Below are 17,235 nucleotides of genomic sequence, written 5' to 3'. Positions count from 1 at the left end.
TCTCAGCGGGCTTCCCGGTCCGCAAATGGTCCGCAGCAGTCCGTACGGGTTGGCTGGTCGCCCACATTGTGGGCGTGGGTGTGCCGGCAGAGTGTCAGTTGCGGTCAGCGGACTACTGTCCTCGGCCATGACCGAACCGTCCTACCTGCGCACCACCCGGACGGCCTACGACACCGTCGCCGTCGAGTACGCCGAGCGCTTCAGCGCCGCGCTGGAGGCCAAGCCGCTGGACCGTGCGCTACTCGCCGCTTTCGCCGAACTCGTGCAGGCCTCCGGTACCGGGCCGGTCGCCGATCTCGGCTGCGGCCCCGGCCATGTGACGGTGCACCTGCACTCTCTCGGGTTGACCGCTTTCGGTGTCGACTTGTCGCCGGCGATGGTCGCACTGGCCCGGCGGTCGCACCCGGGTCTGCGGTTCGACGAGGGTTCGACGACCGCACTGGACCTGCCGGACGGCGTTCTCGGCGGCATCGTCGCCCGATACTCCCTCATTCACATACCACCGGAGCGGTTGCCGGCAGTGTTCGCCGAGTTTCACCGGGTGCTGGCCCCGGGCGGCCACCTGCTGCTCGCCTTCTATGCCGGCGACGAGCCTCGGCGCCTGGCGCAGGCGTTCGACCATGCGGTGTCGCTCGCCTACCGGTGGTCGCCTGACCGTGTCGCCGAGTTGGTACGCCAGGCCGGGCTTGTCGAGGTCGCCCGGTTGCTGCGCGAGCCTGACGCGACGGAAAGGTTCCAGCAGGCATGCCTCCTGGCCCGCAGACCGAGCTCGGCGAGCAGCCCGACGGCCTCGTGGATGTAGCGGAACACGGTGGCCACGCCTACCTCGAAGCCGTCGGCGAGCCGGGTGTAGGTGTCGCCGTTGCGCAGGTGGGCCAGCACGAGCGTGGCCTGGTCGCGGGCGGACAGCTTCCGCCACGTGCTCAGCTGATCCCGGTGGGCTTGGAGCAGGTCGGTGAGGAAGGCCAGGGTCGAGGAGGGCAGGTGGATGACGCCGGGGTAGGTTAACAACGGAGTCCTCGGTCGGGGAACAGCGGATAGACACCCTGTGATCTACCGAGGGCTTCTCTATTTCTGCCGGCCGGGCCGACAACGTTCGATCAAGGGCTGGATGGCCTCATCAACGGATTGTGTTCCTGACATTAGCCAAGCCAAGATGGAAAAGATTCATTCGACCCGGAATTGTTCCTGGGTTTCCTTTCTGGGCACGGCGTGCGCTGGCGGGCCGCCGAAGGCTGAGCCGGATTCGGTGGCCCACTCCCGGCCGGATTGGCTCAGACGGCCTTCAGGACACCGCCGTCGGCGATGTAGTCGGCACCGGTGAGATTCCCGGCCCGTGGTGATGCCAGAAAAGCTACCAGGGCGGCTGTCTCCTCCGGCTCCGTGAGCCGGCCGGTCGTGATGCCCATCCGTGCCGGCACCTCGGCGAGGAATTCGTCCAGCGTCACCCCGTTTACCCGGGCCAGTTTGCCCGCATATCCATCTGCTTCCGTCCAGTTACGGGTTCGGGTCGGGCCCGGGCTGACCGTCAGTGCCCGGAGCCCACGGCCACCGAATTCTTCGGCGAGTGCCTTGCTCAGATTCGTCAGTGCCGCCTTGGCTGTACCGTAGTCGACCGGCTGGAACGCGGCCCGGGCGCCGATCGAGGAGATGGTGATAACGACCCCCCGCCGCTCCAGGAGACCCGGCAGGAGTGCTCGGGTGACCCGGACGGTGCTGAAGAGGTTCAGCTCGAACGTCTGCCGCCAGGACTCGTCCGGTATCGCGAGGAAACCCTGGGCGCACATGCTGTCGTCGGTCACGCCGCCGAGGTTGTTGACGAGGATGTCGGTTTGGCCGGCCCGGGCGGCGAGGAGATCGGCCCCGGCCGGGGTGGTGAGATCCACCGGTACCTGCGTCACGGCGTCACCGAGCTCGGCGAGCTGTGGTGTGACATTCCGTGCTGCCGTGGTTACCCGAACTCCTTCGGTGGCCAGTGTGCGCACGATGGCCAGTCCGATGCCCTTGCTGGCGCCGGTGACGACCGCGGTCCTGCCGGCAAGCTGAAGATCCATAACACTCTTTTCTTTACCTTGAGGTACAAAATTATTGTGGACGACGGCCCTGTCGGGACTCCTGACTGGATCGCTGGCTACCCGGATTGCTGGCTACAGGGACCGCAAGGCGGTGTCGGCGAGTCCCGCGAGCCGCTGCGGATTCGGATCAGCCTTCCCCAGGACCCGGACGCCGTTGATCGTGGCGAGGAAGAGAGCGGCCAGCGCCCCGGCGTCGGCTGCCCGATCGATGTCGCCGGCCCGCTGGCCTTCCTCGATGGTGCTGCGGAAGGCCGCCTCCTGCCGGTCGAAGGTCCGGCGTACCAGGTGGTTTATCAGCTCGTCCCCATCGGCGAACTCGACCGCCGCGTTTGCGATCATGCAGCCGCGCCGTTCGTCGTCCGACAGGGCGGCGGCCACGACCAGGCCGAGAGCAGCCCGTAGGCGTTCCCGGGGCGGACCTGGCCCGTCCAGGACCTGGATGATCCGCATCGCCTCGCGCTCGTGATAGCGACACAGTGCCCGCTCGAAGAGCGCGCGCTTGCTGGTGAAAGCGTTGTAGAGGCTGCCCCGGCCGATTCCGAGCGCGTTGACGAGCTGCTGCGGCGTGGTGTTGGCGTACCCGTTGGCCCAGAAGACCTCCATCGCAGTGTCGACCGCGACGTCCGGATCGAACGCCTTGCCTCGAGCCATGCCCGTCACCATAGACGGAAATGGAACTCCAGGTCAAAAATTGACGCCCGGCGGCCAGCCCGAGCCGGCGGGGGCCTGTTGCGTGAGCGGCCACCGCGGTCTGGGCTGCTCCGGGCACGAGCGCGTGAGAACCCACTGAGCCGTTCGTTCGCGGCCCGCTACGGTGGTCGGCGTAGGACTGCATCTGAGTCAGATCGCCGAAGCGGACGAGCTGTTGACCAACGATCCGCTGGCGCTCCTGATCGGCATGGTTCTGGACCAGCAGATCCCACTGGAGTGGGCGTTCGCGGCGCCCTACGAGCTGACCCGGCGGCTCGGCCGGGGGCTGGACGCCGAGGAGCTGGCGGACTTCGATCCGGACAAGCTGGGTGCGGTCTTCTCACAGCAGCCGGCGTTGCACCGGTTCCCCGGATCGATGGCCAAGCGGGTGCAGGCGCTGTGCCGGATCGTCGTGGACACCTACGACGGCGACGCCGCGCGGGTATGGACGACCGCGGGCGACGGCAAGGAACTGCTGAAGTGGGTGTCGGCGCTGCCGGGGTCCGGCCCGCAGCAACGGGGACGGGGTGGCGGTTGGTGGCCCGGGGGCGGACGGCGGCGGGGAAGCGTACCGACTCTACCGCGTACTCCGCCCAGCCGGCCTGCCGGGCGTGGCGGTCGGCGGCGTGCGCGTTCTCGAACGCCAGCACGATCTCTGTGACCTGCCGGCCCTCGCCGTCGAACCGCACCAGGCCGAAGACCTGCGCCTCCCTGCTCATGACAGTAGCTCCACGTGCTGATCCCCTCTTCGTCATCTGTCTGGTTCCGGTGACGAAAAGCGTCGATCAGATGACCAGGCGTCCCTGCCGCCAGCCGAGGACGTTTGGGACGCTTATGATGCAGTCCGTAACGTCCCTACCTGGAAGATGTGACAGTGGGGCCCGGGGAACCAACGAACACTTGCGGGTAGCGATGGCATCAAGTGGCATGGAGATCGAGAACGGTGCGATAGCAGATCACAGCCGCCCGGCGAGGTGCCGTTGGAGCTCCGCGTGGCGGAATTGGTAGGCCGCTCCAGCTTGCCGCAACGCTCCCCGCTGTTGGTGCGCATCGGTGAGGAAACGCATCAACCGCCACGGCAGCTGACCTCGCAAAGCTAGCCACCACCGGGCGGCAGCGAACCATCCCCACGTGGTCCGGGAGAGCCCGGCCGCGAGCCCGGCCGCGAGCCCGATCACGAGCCCGGTCGCGAGCCCCACCGTGAGTCCGGCCGCGACCGTGAACCCGACCGTGAGCCCGGTTGTTAGCCCATTCGCGAGCCCATTCGTGAGCGTGATCGTGAGCCCGGCCGCGAGTCCGACCGCGAGCCCGGCCGCGAGCCCATTCGTGAACCCGATCGCAAGCCCGGATAGGAGGCCTACCGTGAGCCCGTTCGTGAGCCCGCCTGTGGGCCCGTTCGTGAGCCCGATCGTGAGCCCGGCTGCAAGCCCGCCCAGGAGTCCGCCCGTGAGCCCGCCCGTGAGCACGAACGCAAGCAGGACGTTACGGAAGGTGCTGCGGTCCTGGCCGAGAATGGTGTGTGGGGTGGTGGCCTCTGTCGGCTCCCCTGGCCGAGGTCTGAGCCCGACCGTGAGCGCGAACATGAGCGCGACTGTGAGCCCCGCGGTGAGTCCGATCGTGAGCCCGCCCGCGAGCCCGATCGCGAGCCCGAACACGAGCCCGACCAGGAGCGTGGCCGCGAGCCCGCCCCGGGTGAGTGACCAGCGCAGTCCCTGGGCAGGCCGGTCCGGTCCCTCCACGAACCCGGCCGGGATGCCGAACGCAAGCCCGCCCAGGAGCCCGGTCAGGAGCCCGGCCAGAGGCCCGAGCAGGCACCCGCTGAGAAGCGCAGCCGCTGCCCCGCTCCCTGCCCCGGCGACGAGCCCGGTGAAGGTGCGGGGAGCGGCGGTGCGCAGCTGCCACCAGGCCAGGTCGGTGGTGCCACCCAGGCGGTGTTCGAGGTGGCCGGCGAGGAAGACCAGCCAGCGCTGCGCATCGGCCGGCTTCCAGGGGCAGCGCAACGCCGGGTCGGGATGGGGCCGGTAGGCCGCCGGGAGGAACCCGTCGAACAGGTGCCGCTCGACCGCCTGCCGGCTCGCGAGCCCGGGGCCAAGGAGATCATCAGGGTTGGGCAGGCCGGTGGCTGGCTCGCCGGGCCGCGGAGTATAGATCGTCCGTGCCAGGGTGGCCATCAGCGGGGTGGTCAGCGCCTGCCCCACCGGGTGTGCCGGATCGGTCAGGACATCCAGCACCCGACCCCACCGGGCCCGCCCGGCTGGCCCGCCCGCCGCGGCTCGCAGGTAGTCGGCGACCACACCGGCGTCCAGCGGACACAGCTGGATACCGGCGGCGCCGGACAGCTGCACCCCGGGCGCCCCGTCATCCGGACTGACCGCCGCCCGGTACGGGCCGGTGCGGGCCGTGAGCACCAGCCCGACCCCGGGCCGCAGCGCCTTGTTCAACTCGGCGAGCGCACGGCCGTGGGCCGCTTCAGTGATCTCGTCCAAGCCGTCGAGCACCGGCAGGAACAGGCCAGCGTCCCACAGCGCCCGTGCCCAGCTCACCCCCCGCCGAGTCCCGGTCACCCGCGCTCGCAGCGCAGGGTGGTCCAGGCACAGCCGGCGTTCCAACCAGTCCCACAGGTGCTCTCGGGTCGGATCCCAGGACGCCAGCGGCACCAGCACCGGCACCGGCCCACCCGGGGCGCGGCGGGCCAGCAGGTCCAACACCAGCCGGACGATCAGAATGGTCTTGCCCGCTCCCGGTTCGCCGAGCACCAGCAGCCGGCCGGTCGGCACCCGAGCGAGCAGCCCGGCGATGTGGTCCCCGCCGCCGGCTAACGCCGCCGGTCCTGGTGCCCACCACGCCCGGTCCGGCTCCGGCCAACCTGCCGAACAGGCTGCTCGTTGCAGCACTGCCCAGTCCGTGACCAAGGCTTCCTCGGCCGCCTCCCACCGTACCGGGATCGTGTACGGGTCGTTGACTCGCCGCAGTTCCACCTCCGCTTCCCAGCGGCGGCGTACCGCTACCGCGATCTGATCTGCCATCGTTGCGCTGAGCGACTCACGGATGGCACGCTGCGCCAGCGGCGGCGCATTCCGCACCGGCGGCAGATCCGGTGGGAACACCGGACCGCCCACCGTCGCCCCCGCACCGCCCAGAGCACCGGGGAACCCTGGTTCCGTGGCGGGTTTCCCCCGCTCACCCGCAGCGGCGGCGACCACCATGTGCCGCGCCGCATCCTGGGTGATCCCAAACAGATCCACCGAGACAATCTGGCCCAGCAAGCCCGGACGGTCGCATTCCTCCACCCGGAACACCAACAGCTTGCGCGCTCGCCCCGACGGGTCCGCCGCCCATGCCGCCTGCCACTCCGGCGCTGCGGACACCGAGGTCAGATAGGCCGCCGAGAGCACCACCACCGTCCGGGGCGCCTGCTCGGTCGCCCTGTGCAGCTTCTCCACGAGGTGCGTCCCCGCAGTGAAATCCCATGCCTGGATCACTACCCGGTAGCTGGCGGCCTCCAACGTCCAGGCAATCCACTCCGCCCACTCCCGATCCGCCCCGGTGTACGACACAAAAAAGTCTGGGTCGGTAACCTCGCTACTCCCTTCGGTCACCCACACAGAATGCCACTGTCACCCAAAGTATCGGAAACCGGCCAATCAACCGGCATCGGCCGTGCCCGCCGCGTGCCCGTAGCAGGGGTGAGCATCGGGTCGGAGCGGGGAACGACGGTGGGAACCGGACTGCCGCTGACCTGGACAGGAGGGTTCCGGCTCGCGTCAGGCTCCTGGAGCAGGCGACCGAGGGCCGATCGTCCGGGCCGGGAATCCGCTACGGGCCAGGCCCTGCTTTCCCCGGCCAGTCGGGCCGGACAGAGGGAAGGCCGGTCGCGGGCGGGATGGCGCCTGACCTTCTTCCGCATCCAGCCGGCCGTCCCGCAAAGACCTGACCGGCCCTGTCCTGGCCGGGCCCAGGTCGTGTCGGGCTCAGGTCGTGTCGGGCTCAGGTCGTGTCGGGCTCAGGTCGTGTCGGGCTCAGGTCGTGTCGGGCCCAGGTCGTGTCGGGCCCAGATCGTGTCGGGTCAGATGGCCAGCAGGACGAACGCGGGGAAGGCGCAGATGGCGGCGGCGGTGAGGTAGATCGCGGCATGCGCCCACAGCGGTGCCCGGTGTGAGGGATCCAGCAGGCGCGAGATGCGCGCGATCACCGGGGTGTGGATCGGGGAGGAGCGGGCAGGCTCGGCAAGCAGGTGGTCCGTCATGCCACTCCTGCCGCTGCCGCGTCCCCTGTTTGACAATCTTACTCGCAGCACCCTGGTGTGACCGGTCGTCCGCTGTGGACTCACCGTCCCGCGCTGGAACACTCCGGTGATGCCGACCGCTCCCGCCGGTACCGGGAACCGGGCCACCCCGAGCCGGGCCAGCGCCCGGGCCAGGGTCTGGCAGCTGGTGCGGCGGGCGGCGGTGTCATCGGCGAGCATCTCGACCAGCAGTGACACCGCGGCGGTCGCATCGCGCGCCGGGGGGAGGAACGGGAAGGTCTGCTGCCAGGCTATGAAGGGCTGGATGACGAGATCATGCCGGCCGCGGGCGTGGGCCTCTTCGTGAGCGAGGACGGACTCCAGCTCGTCCTCGGCGAGCGCCGCCAGCAGACCTTTGGAGACGACGACCCGGGTGTGGCGCACGCCGGGTAGGCAGTAGGCGACCGCGACAGGATGGTCCAGGACACGAAGCCGTCCGCGGCGGTGGATGCTTCCGGCACAGTTGGGCAACCCGTGTGGCGGCTGGCATGCCCCGGCGCCTGGCAGCCCTTCCGACGCCGCAGCTACGTCGTTGTGCCCGCCGTGGTCCTGACCGGCCAGGTCGACCAGGTGGCGGTGGCGGCGACGATGCCGCAGGGTCCGCGCGGTGGACAGGGCGAGGACGCCGAACAACCGGGCGGCCAGCGCGGACGCCACCCCAAGCGCGATCACGTTGATCCAGCCGAGCCCGGCGAGGGGTTCGCCGGCGGCCACATGACCGGCATGGTCGAGCACGCCCACCGGCAGATCGGCGGAAAGCGGCGCGAAAGCGAATGCGATCACCGCGAGCAGCGCTGACACACCGCCGGCGAGCCCGATCGCCTGCCACAGCACGATCGCCGATCGCGGGCAGCGGGACGGCCAGTGAGCTCCGGCGAGCAGTCGTGGAACCGGCCATGCGAGCGCGCCCGCGAACAGGGAGAGGATGGCCGCGGTCGTCATAGCGGGTGAACAGTACCTCTGCCCGCAGACGGTGGTTCGGTATGTGCGCGTGTCGTGCCCGATACGGTGTCGCCGGTATGGGTGACCCCTGCGCCGGTGCGTCCCGGTTCGCCGGTTCCCTCGTCGATTGCGAGGTCGGTCGGACGGATGGTCGGACCGGTGTAGCCGAGTTCGGCGCCTGGCGTCGGGGCTAGCGCCCTGCGCAGGATCTCGGCTTCGGCCGGGGATACGGAACCGACGAAACGGACCAGCGCCGAGCTGCGGTCCTCGGTGGTGTCCAGGACGGCGAGCATGGCCTCGGCCACGACGGCGTCCCGGCTGCTTGACGCCCGGTAGCGGTGGGCGCGTTCCGCCCGTTCCCGCTGGACGAAGCCCTTGCGTTCGAGGCGTTCCAGCACCGTGAGAACCGTGGTGTAGGCAAGGTCGCGTTCGTGGTCGAGCCGAGCGGCCACCTCGCGCGCGGTCAACCAGACGTCAACGTCCCACAGCACGTCCATGACTGACCGCTCAAGGTCACCGAGACGCGCCATGTATCTCACTGTACGACATGCCACGGAGTTCTGTGCCCTGATCGGGAGTCCGGTTGTGATCCAGGTTGGTCGTGCGATCCCGCGGGCCGGCGTCCCGTATTCTACAAAGCGTAGAAGTTCTACAGAGCATAGAAGATCGCTTCCCGGCATGGTCCTTCGTCCGCACGGACGGTAGGCAGGAGGGGTTGCACATGATCCTCGCCGCGTCCACGGATCTTGCTCGTGGGCAGACCGCGTTCTCACTGGCCTTCCACATCTGCTTCGCGGTCTTCGGGGTGGGCATGCCCTGGCTGCTGCTCTACACCGAACGTCGCTGGATCCGGACGGGCGACCCGGTCTGGCTCGCCCTCACCCGCAAGTGGGCACGGGCCTTCGCCGTGATGTTCGCGGTCGGCGCGGTGTCGGGAACGGTCCTCTCCTTCGAGTTCGGCCTGTTGTGGCCGGCGTTCATGGCCCGCTACGGCGGAGCGCTCGGCCTGTCGTTCACCCTCGAGGGCTTCGCGTTCTTCATCGAGGCGGTTTTCATCGGCCTCTACCTCTACGGGTGGAAGCGCCTGTCCCCCAGGGCCCACTGGCTGACGATGCTCCCGATCGCCGTCGCGGGCACCCTGTCGACCCTGTTCATCATCACCGCGAACGCGTGGATGAACGTCCCTCGCGGAGTGCGGGAGGTCGACGGGCGGGTCGTCAGCGCGGAGCCGCTCGCGCCCTTCCTGACCCCGGCCACCCCGGCACAGGTGGTCCACATGCTGCTTGCGGCGCTGATGTGCACCGGCGGCGCTGTTGCCGGGGTGTACGCGGTCGGGATGCTGCGCGGACGCCGGGACGCCTACCACTGCCGCGGTCTGCGCGTCGGCCTGGTCACGGTGCTCGCCTGCGCTCCGCTTCAGCTGATCGTCGGCGACTGGGCGTCACGCGTGGTCGCGAAGCAGCAACCGGTGAAGCTGGCCGCGATGGAAGCCCTGTACCGGACGCGGTCGCATGCGCCGCTGACGCTCGGCGGCATCTACGACGACGTGACCGGAGAGGTCCGGCACGGCATCGAGATCCCCGACCTGCTGTCGCTCATGACCGGCTGGAGCCGTGACCACGTGGTGACGGGGCTTGCGGCGGTCCCACCGGCCGAACGCCCGAACGCCCTGATCGTCCACCTTGCCTTCGACACGATGGTGGCCCTCGGGACGGCGCTCGTCGGGCTGTCCGTGGCCGTGGCGGTGGTGGCGTTCCGGCGCCGGCGGCGTGGGGTTCACCCGGCGATCCCGATTGGCCGGGGCTGGCTGTTCGCGGCGAGCGCCACCGGGCCGGCATCCATGATTGCGATGCTGGCCGGCTGGGAGGTGACTGAGGGTGGCCGCCAGCCCTGGATCGTCTACGGTCGCATGCTGGTGACGGACGCGGTGACCCACAGCCCCGGCCTCGGCTGGGCGTTCGGCGGGACGCTCCTGCTCTATCTGGGACTGTCGACGGCACTGGTACTCATCCTGCGGCGGATGGCCACGGGCGGGCCGGCCTACGAGACCGCATCCATAGCAGCGGACGCCGTCTCGGCCGACGCGCTCTCGGCAGACGCGGTCCCGGCGGATCCCGTACCCGCGGCCAGGGAAGCTGCCCCGGCGGAACCCGCGCGGCCGGCAGGGGCGGATCGGTGACCGCCGCGGATGCCCTGCTGATGGTCATGGTCGGCGGGCTGACGGCATACGCGCTACTCGGTGGTGCCGACTTCGGCGGAGGAGTATGGGACCTGTTCGCCCGCGGACGGCATGCCGGCGAACAGCGTGCGCTGATCTCGTCCGCGCTCGGCCCGGTGTGGGAGGCGAACCACGTCTGGCTGATTTTTGTGATCGTGGCGATGTTCTCCGGGTTCCCGGAGGCGTTCGGCGTGCTCGGCAGCACCCTGGAGCTGCCCATGGCGCTGGCGCTCGTCGGCATCGTGCTGCGGGGCGCCGCGTACGTCTACCGTGCCTACGGTGCCGCAGCGGCCGGCCCCGACCACTGGTGGGGGCGGGTGTTCGCGGTCGCGTCCACGGTCACGCCGTTCATGCTGGGTGTGTGCGGTGCCGCTATGGCCAGCGGCGACGGCCGGCCCGATGACGCGACCGCCCCGTTCACCAGCGCGTTCGGTCTGGTGTCCGGCGCCTTCGCGGTCACCGCGACCGCTTTTCTCGCCGCGGTGTACCTGTGCCGGGACGCGTCCCGGCGGCCCGAGACCGAGCATCTCGTGGCCGGCTTCCGCCGCCGGGCGTTGGGTGGTGCGGTGGTTGCGGGCGCGCTCGCGGTCGTGCTGCTGCCGTTGCTGTGGCGGGACGCGCCGGTGGTCGCCGAGCGGTTCCCCACCCGCGGTGTTCCGTTCGTGGCCGTGTCGGTGTGTGGTGGGGTGGGGGCGCTGGTCCTGCTCTGGCGGCGTCACTACACCGCGGCGCGGCTGGCGGCGGGCCTCGCGGTGGCAGGGGTGCTGTGGGGCTGGGCTGCCGCCCAGTACCCGGACCTGGTGGTCGGGCAGGTCGCTGCCGTCTCGGCCGCGGCACCCACGCAGAACCTGCGGGCCATGCTGATCGCGATCGGGTTCGGGGTGGCGGTCCTGCTGCCGGCGCTGTTCCTGCTGTTCAGGGTGTTCGCCGACCCGGAACCCGCAGGCGGTGACACTCGTCACTGATGCCGATTCACCGATGCGGCTTGCTGATGCCGGGTGCGCGGGTACGGAGATCGGTGCGGGGCCGCCGTCCCGGCCGGCCGGTTCGCCCGGGGCCGTTACGTTCGGCGGGTGAAGCTACGCAGCGACGAGCGGGGACCAGCGCAGGCGGACGCCGGCATACGCGCCGGCAACGGCCCCGGGGCGGAACCGGGGGAGAAATCGTGGGACGAGCCCGGCGAGGAAGCCGGTGAGGGGCTGGAGGGCCAAGGGCGGCGCGATCATGCTTCTTTCGCGCTGCCGGAGGCTGAAGTTCCGGGGTCACCGGACCAGGGCAGCGGCGACCTTGCCGGCCGCGCACGGCCTCGGCGGCGGCTGCTCGCCCACGAGGTGTGCCTTGTTCTGGGCGTTTCGCTGGGGGCCTCCGCACTGTGGGCGGTCGTCCGCTACGTCGGTGATCTGACCGCTGCCGGGCCGGTCCGTCAGCAGGTCGCCGAGCTGAACTCCTCGGCAGCTCCGGGACGCCCCTGGCTCGATCTCGCACTGCAGCTGGCCGGGATCGTGACCGCGATCGTGCCCGCCTTCCTGGCGCTGCACCTGCTTGTCCGGGATGGCGGAGGGCTTGCCGCCATCGGGCTCGACCGCAGCCGGCCTGCCCGCGACGCCCGCTTCGGGGCCGGGCTCGCCGCGATCGTCGGCGGTGGCGGGCTCGGGCTGTACCTGCTCGCCTGGCACTCCGGCGCGAACCTGACCGTGGTCCCCACGAGCCTGCCGGAGGTGTGGTGGCGCATCCCCGTCCTGGTGCTGTCCGCGGTGCAGAACGCGGCGCTCGAGGAGGTCGTCGTGGTCGGCTATCTGCTGACGAGGCTGCGCCAGCTTGGCTGGGATGAGCGCACCGCGCTCGTGGCGAGCGCGGTGCTGCGAGGCTCGTACCATCTTTACCAAGGGCTCGGCGGCTTCGCCGGAAACTTGATCATGGGTCTGCTGTTCGGCCGGATCTATCAGCGTCGGGGGCGGGTCGGCCCGCTCGTAGCGGCCCACTCCCTGATCGACATTGTTGCTTTTGTCGGTTATGTCGCGCTGGCTGGCAGGGTTTCCTGGTTGCCCGTGTCGTGATCATTACTGGAGGAAAATCTCCGGACTGTCAGATGGTTAACATATGATGAACAACAGTGATCTCTCTGTGGCTCATCGGGCGCAGTCAACGCTATTCCGATGTATCGGCGGTAATTGCGCAGACGGTGATGACATGAGGCGGATATGACGGAGGGTGACCATGGGTGGCGGACTGAAGGAAGTGGAACGTAAGTTCGCCGTTGATCCGGCTTTTGTACTGCCAGCCCTGGGCCAGTTGCCAGGAGTGACAGCGGTCAGCGAACCGGAAAGGGTGACGCTGGAGGCCGTCTACTACGACTCCGACGATCTGCGGCTGGCTCAGAACAGGATCACCCTTCGGCGCCGGACGGGCGGGCATGACGAGGGCTGGCATCTCAAGCTGCCGCTGCGCGCCGGCGAGCGCGAGGAGATCCAGCGTCCGCTGGACGCGGCCCCTACCGGCACGGAGGATCGATCGACCGGAACCGACCGAGCACCGGCTGTCAATCCCACGCCGGAGGTGTCCGCTGCCGCTCAGGTAGCCGGCCCGGGTCCCGTCTTGAACCCGGTGGACGCTGTGGACGCTGTGGACACCGGGACGCACGCCGAGGGGGCAGCCCACACTCCACCGGACGATCTTGTTGATCTGGTACGCGTCCATCTGCGCGGCGCGCGGCTTCGACCGGTGGCACGTCTGGTCACGACCCGTACGGCCGTCTGGCTCCGGGATGCCGCTGGCGCCGATCTCGCCGAGGTGGTCGATGACCAGGTCAGCGCCCAGACCCTGGGGCCGGCGGCCCACAGGGGCAGGAAGCGTGAGGACCGCGAGCGCAATCAGTGGCGCGAGATCGAGGTCGAACGTGTCGGCGCCGGTGATGTCAGCTTGCTGGACGATGTCGGCGCGATTCTCACCGCCGCGGGTGCGTCAGCGTCCCCGGACAGCTCGAAGCTGTCACGCGTCCTCGGCCCAGCACTGGCGCAGCAGCGACGATCCGACGTGCTGCCCTCGCCCGGGAAACTACGGCTGCGCTCCCCGGCAGGCGAGGTGGTCGGTGCCTATCTGGCCGCCCAGGTGGAGGCGCTGCTCGCCGCCGACCCGTATGTCCGCCTCGACGTCCCGGACGCCGTCCACAAGATGCGGGTGGCCACCCGCCGGTTCCGTAGCACGCTGCGTACGTTCGCGCCCATGTTCGACGCCGAGCGCGCGGCCTACCTGGACGGGGAGCTGCGTGACCTGGCCGGCGCGTTGTCCGCCGCCCGCGATGCCGAGGTGATGGTCGAGTACTTCGACGGGCGGGTGGCCTCGCTGCCGGCCGAACTGGTGCGCGGCCCGGTCGCCGAAGTGATCGACAGCCAGCTGCTCGTCGGGCAGGAGCAGGCGCGCACCGAGGCGCTGGCGATGCTGCGCAGCGAGCGTTACCTGACACTTGTCGCAGACCTGAAGGACCTGGTCCGCGGGCTGTTGCAGGAGCCTGCGACGGAGCTGAAAGAACCTGCGGCACAGCCCGCCAGGGTCGTCCTGCCGAGGTTGATCGGACGTGTCGACAGCCGGCTGACCCGCAAGGTCAACGCGGCCCTGGCCACCCCGCCCGGCCACGAACGCGACGTCCAGCTGCACAGCGCCCGCAAACAGGCGAAGCGGCTGCGGTACGCGGCCGAGACGGCCGGACCGGTCTTCGGACCCGACGCGGTGGCGTTCGCCAGGCTGGCCGAGCAGATCCAGGAGCTGCTCGGCACCCACCAGGACGCCACGGTCGCGCAGGAGCTGCTCCGGCAGTGGGGGACGTCGGCCGCGGACGCGGGCGAAACGACCGCGTTCACCATCGGGCTCCTGCTGGGCCTGGAGGAATACCGGGCACGCACGGCGGAACGGGACTTCATCGACTTCTGGCCCGAGGCGTCCCGCAGGCGTCACCGCCGTTGGCTGTACTGATGGCCAACGGTAACCGTCAGCCGCCACTTCGTCGTCCCGTCAGTCGTCAGCGGGATCTCGCCGACCCACGGGTCTGACGGCCGACCCTTGGGCTCGGGTCCACGGGTCGGCCGGTTGTTATCAGTCGTAAAAGCCGCGCGTTCGATCGTTGCCGACCCATCGGGCCGGTAGCTCGGTGAGTTGCCGGAGCCGTGTCCGGTCGGCGTGGCCGACCGGGGTCTGCAGCAGGATGCCGGAGTCCGGGTCGTCCATCGGGCGGAACAGGGACAGGACCAGCCGGATCTCGCCGACGGTGGCGGTGTTGACAGTCACCGTCCGGGTGGCGAACCCGTGCGCCGACCGGCTTTCCCACCATGGCTTCAGCTCGGCCCGTTCCACTTCGAGCAGTGCGAATATCTCCCGGGTGCGCTCGTCGTGACGATCGTTGCCGATCTGGCTGCGGAACTGCGCGAGCAGATCCTTCGTCACCGTCTCCCACTCGTGCAGGGTGCTCCCGAGCAGGCGGCTGGTAATCAGCAGGTATATGAGATTGCGGCGCCGTTCGTCGACCAGGCCGGGGTCCGTCCACAACGCCGCGTAGGCGTCGTTCCACCCGATGATGTCGAACCTGCGGTCCAGCAGCAGCGCCGGGCTCGTCGGCCAGCTTTCCAGAACGGGTTGAAGCAGACGTGTGACGATGTAGCGCCGCTGCGGTGGCGGTGGCATCTCCACAGGCAGACCAACAAGCGCCAGGGCATGTCGCCGGGCGTCGGTGTCCAGCCGCAGCGTCCGCGCGACCGCTTCGACGACCTCTTCGGACGCCTGGACCCGTCCCTGCTCGAGCCAGGTGTACCAGACGAGCTGCAGGCCGGAGGACTCCGCCACTTTTTCTCGCAGCAGACCTGGCACGCGCTCGCGGTGGGCCTGGAGGAACTTACCGAGCTCCCGCTGTCGGGCCTCCTGCCGGACGTTGTTGTCCGCCGGGCTGTCCGGTGCCGCAGTCGCGTTGTCCGGAGTCGTGTTGTCCGAGGTCATCGGAGTGGAGGGTTCGGTCTGCGCGGCCGCTGGCTCCGAGAGGGCACCTGTTCATCGTGACTTCGTTCTGATCATCCCGTATTAGCATCGGGCTTATTGCGATTTGGGCCTCCCCGGAGCCGATCCGACCTTCCTCCGCAGCCTGGCGACGATCCGTTCGGAGGCCGTTCGCCGATCGAACGTTCCTGCCCTCAGCGCCGCTCTTGCCGGCGCTCCCGCCGGGCCCTGTCGACGTCGGCGGCCTTGCGGATGCACGTTCTTACACGATCCTGACGTTTCTCTCGTCGCACGCATACCGCTGATCCGCAGTGTGGTCGGTGACGCGGACCATGGTGGCCGCGGTCGGCGGAGGTGAGGGTATGAGAAGGTCAACGGCAACCAGAGTGGCCGCGGTGGTCGGCGCCATGGTCGTTGTGGCCGGTGGCTTGGCCACCGCGGCACTGGCCGACTCCGGAGGTCCTGCCACGCCGTCCCTGAGCGTGGTAGCCGATGCGGTTGCTTCCGCAACTGATGCGTCACCGGGCCATCCGCGCCGTGCCTGGCTGGCCCGCAGGGGCATCCATGGTGAGTTCGTCGCGCGGACCGACGACGGCTACAGGACGATCGGTGCCCAGCGCGGGACGGTAGCAGCTGTATCTGATTCGTCACTTACCGTTCGTGGTGACGATGGGTACCGAGTTTCCTACTCGGTCACGGACGAGACCATCGTGCGCCGCGACAAGGACAGAGCGAAGATCTCTGATGTGAAGGTCGGTGACACGGTCAGAATCGTTGCCGACGTCGACGGACAGACCCGTTCAGCGGTCCGGATGTTTGTACTGGCCGGCTGACTTCCTGCCGACCTCCCAAGCTCAGCTACCGAACCGGCGCAGGCATGGGACAGGAAGCCCACGGGCGGGAAAGAGCGGGGTGTGCGGCGGCCGGTCAGCCGGCGGTGGGTAGCCGGATGGTGAACGCCGCCCCGCCTTCAGGCGCTGTCCCGGCCTCGGCCTGGCCGCCGAGCCGTGCTGTGAGGCCGGCGACCAGGGCCAGGCCGAGGCCGGTGGAAACCGGGCGGATGCCGCGGTAGCGCTCGTAGAGCAAGGATCGCTCGAAGGCGACCGCGCAGTCCTCCGCGGTGAGGCCGGGCCCTGCGTCACGGACCTCGATCACGGCGTGTTTCCCCTCCTTCCGGAGGGCGAACACGATCGGGGCTCCGGTCGGCACGACCCGCAGTGCGTTCTCGGCCAGCCCGTCGAGGAGTGCGACGGTGAGCCGGCGCGACACCGGCACACTGAGTTCCCGGCCCTGGGAGGCGGGCTGGGCCAGCACCACCGCACCCCCGGCTGGCAACGGTCGTGCGGCGATGTTGACACGGTCTCCCGTGACCGTTCTGACCCTGCTGACCGTGTCTCCCGCCGCCAACCCGCCGAGGACGTCGGCAGGCAGTACCGCCCTGCGAGCGATCCGTGATCCCCAGCTGGACATCACCGTCCCTTCGCCGTCGACACGGATCACGGTGATCTGCTGGGCGGCCAGTATCCGGACCGCACCGGGTCTGAACTCGACCGCTCTCGCCGGCCGGTCATAGAGCTGCGCGACGAGCTCAGCCTGTCTGTCCAGCGTCCGACGTGCCTGTTCGTCGGCTGTTCCACCGATTAGTCGTAGAAAGATCGTTCCGGTGAGGACGGCCGTCAGGGTGGCGACAGCCGTGGTCAGCAGAGCTGTCCGTAAGGCCAGCCCGGACCGCCGGGATCCCGGCCATCGACGGTACCGCCAGCCCACCTCCCGGGGACGGGGCCGGTCAGGCGTCGGCGGTGTAACCGACACCGCGTACCATCCGGATCGGGCTCGCGTCACCCAGTTTCGCCCGGATCTGGGCGACATGGACGTCGACGGTCCGTGTGCCGGCTGCCGCGGTATAGCCCCACACCTGCGACAGCAGCCGTTCACGGGAGTGCACAAGACCGGGGCGACGCAGTAACGCGGACAGGAGGTCGAACTCGGTCGCGGTCAACACGACCTCCCGGCCGTCGGCCCGGGCACGGCGCCGGCCAAGGTCC

14 protein-coding genes and 2 pseudogenes are annotated in these 17,235 nt (G+C 69.6%); 7 read left to right on the top strand and 9 right to left on the bottom strand.

Features of this window, described 5'->3' with window-relative positions:
* The first annotated feature begins 127 nt into the window (after nt 1-127).
* Nucleotides 128-802 (top strand): class I SAM-dependent methyltransferase, encoded by a 675-nt coding sequence (locus CV1CTNOD_RS22150; protein WP_131787882.1) that lies wholly within the window; start codon nt 128-130, stop codon nt 800-802.
* Here CV1CTNOD_RS22150 and CV1CTNOD_RS27080 read toward each other — a convergent pair.
* The 3 genes and pseudogenes from CV1CTNOD_RS27080 to CV1CTNOD_RS22135 all read right to left on the bottom strand — a co-directional run.
* Nucleotides 772-1,011 (bottom strand): annotated as a pseudogene (locus CV1CTNOD_RS27080) (helix-turn-helix domain-containing protein); the annotation flags it as partial. The gene CV1CTNOD_RS22150 and the pseudogene CV1CTNOD_RS27080 overlap by 31 nt on opposite strands.
* Nucleotides 1,012-1,274: 263 nt before the next feature.
* On the bottom strand, nt 1,275-2,054 hold the full coding sequence (locus CV1CTNOD_RS22140; protein WP_131787881.1) for an SDR family oxidoreductase: 780 nt from the start codon (nt 2,052-2,054) through the stop codon (nt 1,275-1,277).
* Between the two features lie 93 nt (nt 2,055-2,147).
* Nucleotides 2,148-2,726 (bottom strand): TetR/AcrR family transcriptional regulator, encoded by a 579-nt coding sequence (locus tag CV1CTNOD_RS22135; protein WP_131787880.1) that lies wholly within the window; start codon nt 2,724-2,726, stop codon nt 2,148-2,150.
* Nucleotides 2,727-2,889: 163 nt separating this feature from the next.
* On the opposite strand from CV1CTNOD_RS22135, the gene CV1CTNOD_RS22130 reads away from it, so the two are divergent.
* A complete protein-coding gene (locus CV1CTNOD_RS22130; RefSeq protein WP_131787879.1) occupies nt 2,890-3,426 on the top strand; it encodes an HhH-GPD-type base excision DNA repair protein in 537 nt (178 codons plus the stop codon).
* A gap of 295 nt (nt 3,427-3,721) precedes the next feature.
* Here CV1CTNOD_RS22130 and CV1CTNOD_RS25955 read toward each other — a convergent pair whose 3' ends face one another.
* From CV1CTNOD_RS25955 to CV1CTNOD_RS22115, 3 genes are all read right to left on the bottom strand, one after another.
* Nucleotides 3,722-6,364 carry a toll/interleukin-1 receptor domain-containing protein gene (locus tag CV1CTNOD_RS25955; RefSeq protein ID WP_242606922.1) on the bottom strand — a complete coding sequence of 881 codons (2,643 nt, stop codon included), beginning with the start codon at nt 6,362-6,364 and terminating at the stop codon, nt 3,722-3,724.
* A gap of 467 nt (nt 6,365-6,831) precedes the next feature.
* A complete protein-coding gene (locus CV1CTNOD_RS22120; protein WP_131787878.1) occupies nt 6,832-7,992 on the bottom strand; it encodes a M56 family metallopeptidase in 1,161 nt (386 codons plus the stop codon).
* Nucleotides 7,989-8,522: a BlaI/MecI/CopY family transcriptional regulator gene (locus tag CV1CTNOD_RS22115; RefSeq protein WP_131787877.1), complete on the bottom strand. Its 534-nt coding sequence runs from the start codon at nt 8,520-8,522 to the stop codon at nt 7,989-7,991. The genes CV1CTNOD_RS22120 and CV1CTNOD_RS22115 overlap by 4 nt, the downstream gene beginning before the upstream one ends.
* Nucleotides 8,523-8,713: 191 nt before the next feature.
* On the opposite strand from CV1CTNOD_RS22115, the gene CV1CTNOD_RS22110 reads away from it, so the two are divergent.
* From CV1CTNOD_RS22110 to CV1CTNOD_RS22095, 4 genes are all read left to right on the top strand, one after another.
* The gene (locus CV1CTNOD_RS22110) at nt 8,714-10,171 is read left to right on the top strand and encodes a cytochrome ubiquinol oxidase subunit I (protein ID WP_131787876.1); all 1,458 of its coding nucleotides are present in this window, start codon (nt 8,714-8,716) and stop codon (nt 10,169-10,171) included.
* The gene (locus CV1CTNOD_RS22105) at nt 10,168-11,175 is read left to right on the top strand and encodes a cytochrome d ubiquinol oxidase subunit II (protein WP_131787875.1); all 1,008 of its coding nucleotides are present in this window, start codon (nt 10,168-10,170) and stop codon (nt 11,173-11,175) included. Before CV1CTNOD_RS22110 ends, CV1CTNOD_RS22105 begins: the two co-directional genes overlap by 4 nt.
* Nucleotides 11,176-11,448: 273 nt before the next feature.
* Nucleotides 11,449-12,267, top strand: a complete 819-nt coding sequence (locus CV1CTNOD_RS22100) for a type II CAAX endopeptidase family protein (protein ID WP_131787926.1) — start codon at nt 11,449-11,451, stop codon at nt 12,265-12,267.
* A 160-nt stretch (nt 12,268-12,427) separates the two neighbouring features.
* Nucleotides 12,428-14,179 (top strand): CYTH and CHAD domain-containing protein, encoded by a 1,752-nt coding sequence (locus tag CV1CTNOD_RS22095; RefSeq protein WP_131787874.1) that lies wholly within the window; start codon nt 12,428-12,430, stop codon nt 14,177-14,179.
* Between the two features lie 120 nt (nt 14,180-14,299).
* On the opposite strand, the gene CV1CTNOD_RS22090 is transcribed toward CV1CTNOD_RS22095, so the two are convergent.
* The gene (locus CV1CTNOD_RS22090) at nt 14,300-15,193 is read right to left on the bottom strand and encodes a helix-turn-helix transcriptional regulator (protein WP_131787873.1); all 894 of its coding nucleotides are present in this window, start codon (nt 15,191-15,193) and stop codon (nt 14,300-14,302) included.
* 359 nt (nt 15,194-15,552) lie between these two features.
* Here CV1CTNOD_RS22090 and CV1CTNOD_RS22085 point away from each other — a divergent pair, with 359 nt between their 5' ends.
* Nucleotides 15,553-16,023 carry a DUF5666 domain-containing protein gene (locus CV1CTNOD_RS22085; RefSeq protein WP_131787872.1) on the top strand — a complete coding sequence of 157 codons (471 nt, stop codon included), beginning with the start codon at nt 15,553-15,555 and terminating at the stop codon, nt 16,021-16,023.
* 94 nt (nt 16,024-16,117) lie between these two features.
* Here the strand turns inward: CV1CTNOD_RS22085 and CV1CTNOD_RS22080 are convergent, their stop codons facing one another.
* Together CV1CTNOD_RS22080 and CV1CTNOD_RS22075 are read right to left on the bottom strand one after the other, a co-directional pair.
* Entirely contained in the window at nt 16,118-17,002 is an 885-nt protein-coding gene (locus CV1CTNOD_RS22080) for a sensor histidine kinase (protein WP_242606921.1), read from the bottom strand.
* A pseudogene (locus tag CV1CTNOD_RS22075) lies at nt 16,977-17,204 on the bottom strand (winged helix-turn-helix domain-containing protein); the annotation flags it as partial. The pseudogene CV1CTNOD_RS22075 and the gene CV1CTNOD_RS22080, both read right to left, overlap by 26 nt.
* Nucleotides 17,205-17,235 lie beyond the last annotated feature (31 nt).

This window comes from Protofrankia symbiont of Coriaria ruscifolia (assembly GCF_900634745.1).
Taxonomy (GTDB): domain Bacteria; phylum Actinomycetota; class Actinomycetes; order Frankiales; family Frankiaceae; genus Protofrankia; species Protofrankia californiensis.
The sequence above is the reverse complement of the archived record's forward strand: the minus strand, read 5'-3'. Positions and strand labels throughout refer to the sequence as shown.

Excerpts from the sequence above, each read along its gene's own strand:
- CV1CTNOD_RS22150 (WP_131787882.1), top strand. The coding sequence starts at position 128 with ATGACCGAACCGTCCTACCTGCGCACCACCCGGACGGCCTACGACACC.
- CV1CTNOD_RS22085 (WP_131787872.1), top strand. The coding sequence starts at position 15,553 with ATGAGAAGGTCAACGGCAACCAGAGTGGCCGCGGTGGTCGGCGCCATG.
- CV1CTNOD_RS22140 (WP_131787881.1), bottom strand. The coding sequence starts at position 2,054 with ATGGATCTTCAGCTTGCCGGCAGGACCGCGGTCGTCACCGGCGCCAGC.
- CV1CTNOD_RS22115 (WP_131787877.1), bottom strand. The coding sequence starts at position 8,522 with ATGGCGCGTCTCGGTGACCTTGAGCGGTCAGTCATGGACGTGCTGTGG.
- CV1CTNOD_RS22090 (WP_131787873.1), bottom strand. The coding sequence starts at position 15,193 with ATGACCTCGGACAACACGACTCCGGACAACGCGACTGCGGCACCGGAC.
- CV1CTNOD_RS22135 (WP_131787880.1), bottom strand. The coding sequence starts at position 2,726 with ATGGCTCGAGGCAAGGCGTTCGATCCGGACGTCGCGGTCGACACTGCG.
- CV1CTNOD_RS22095 (WP_131787874.1), top strand. The coding sequence starts at position 12,428 with ATGGGTGGCGGACTGAAGGAAGTGGAACGTAAGTTCGCCGTTGATCCG.
- CV1CTNOD_RS22120 (WP_131787878.1), bottom strand. The coding sequence starts at position 7,992 with ATGACGACCGCGGCCATCCTCTCCCTGTTCGCGGGCGCGCTCGCATGG.
- CV1CTNOD_RS22110 (WP_131787876.1), top strand. The coding sequence starts at position 8,714 with ATGATCCTCGCCGCGTCCACGGATCTTGCTCGTGGGCAGACCGCGTTC.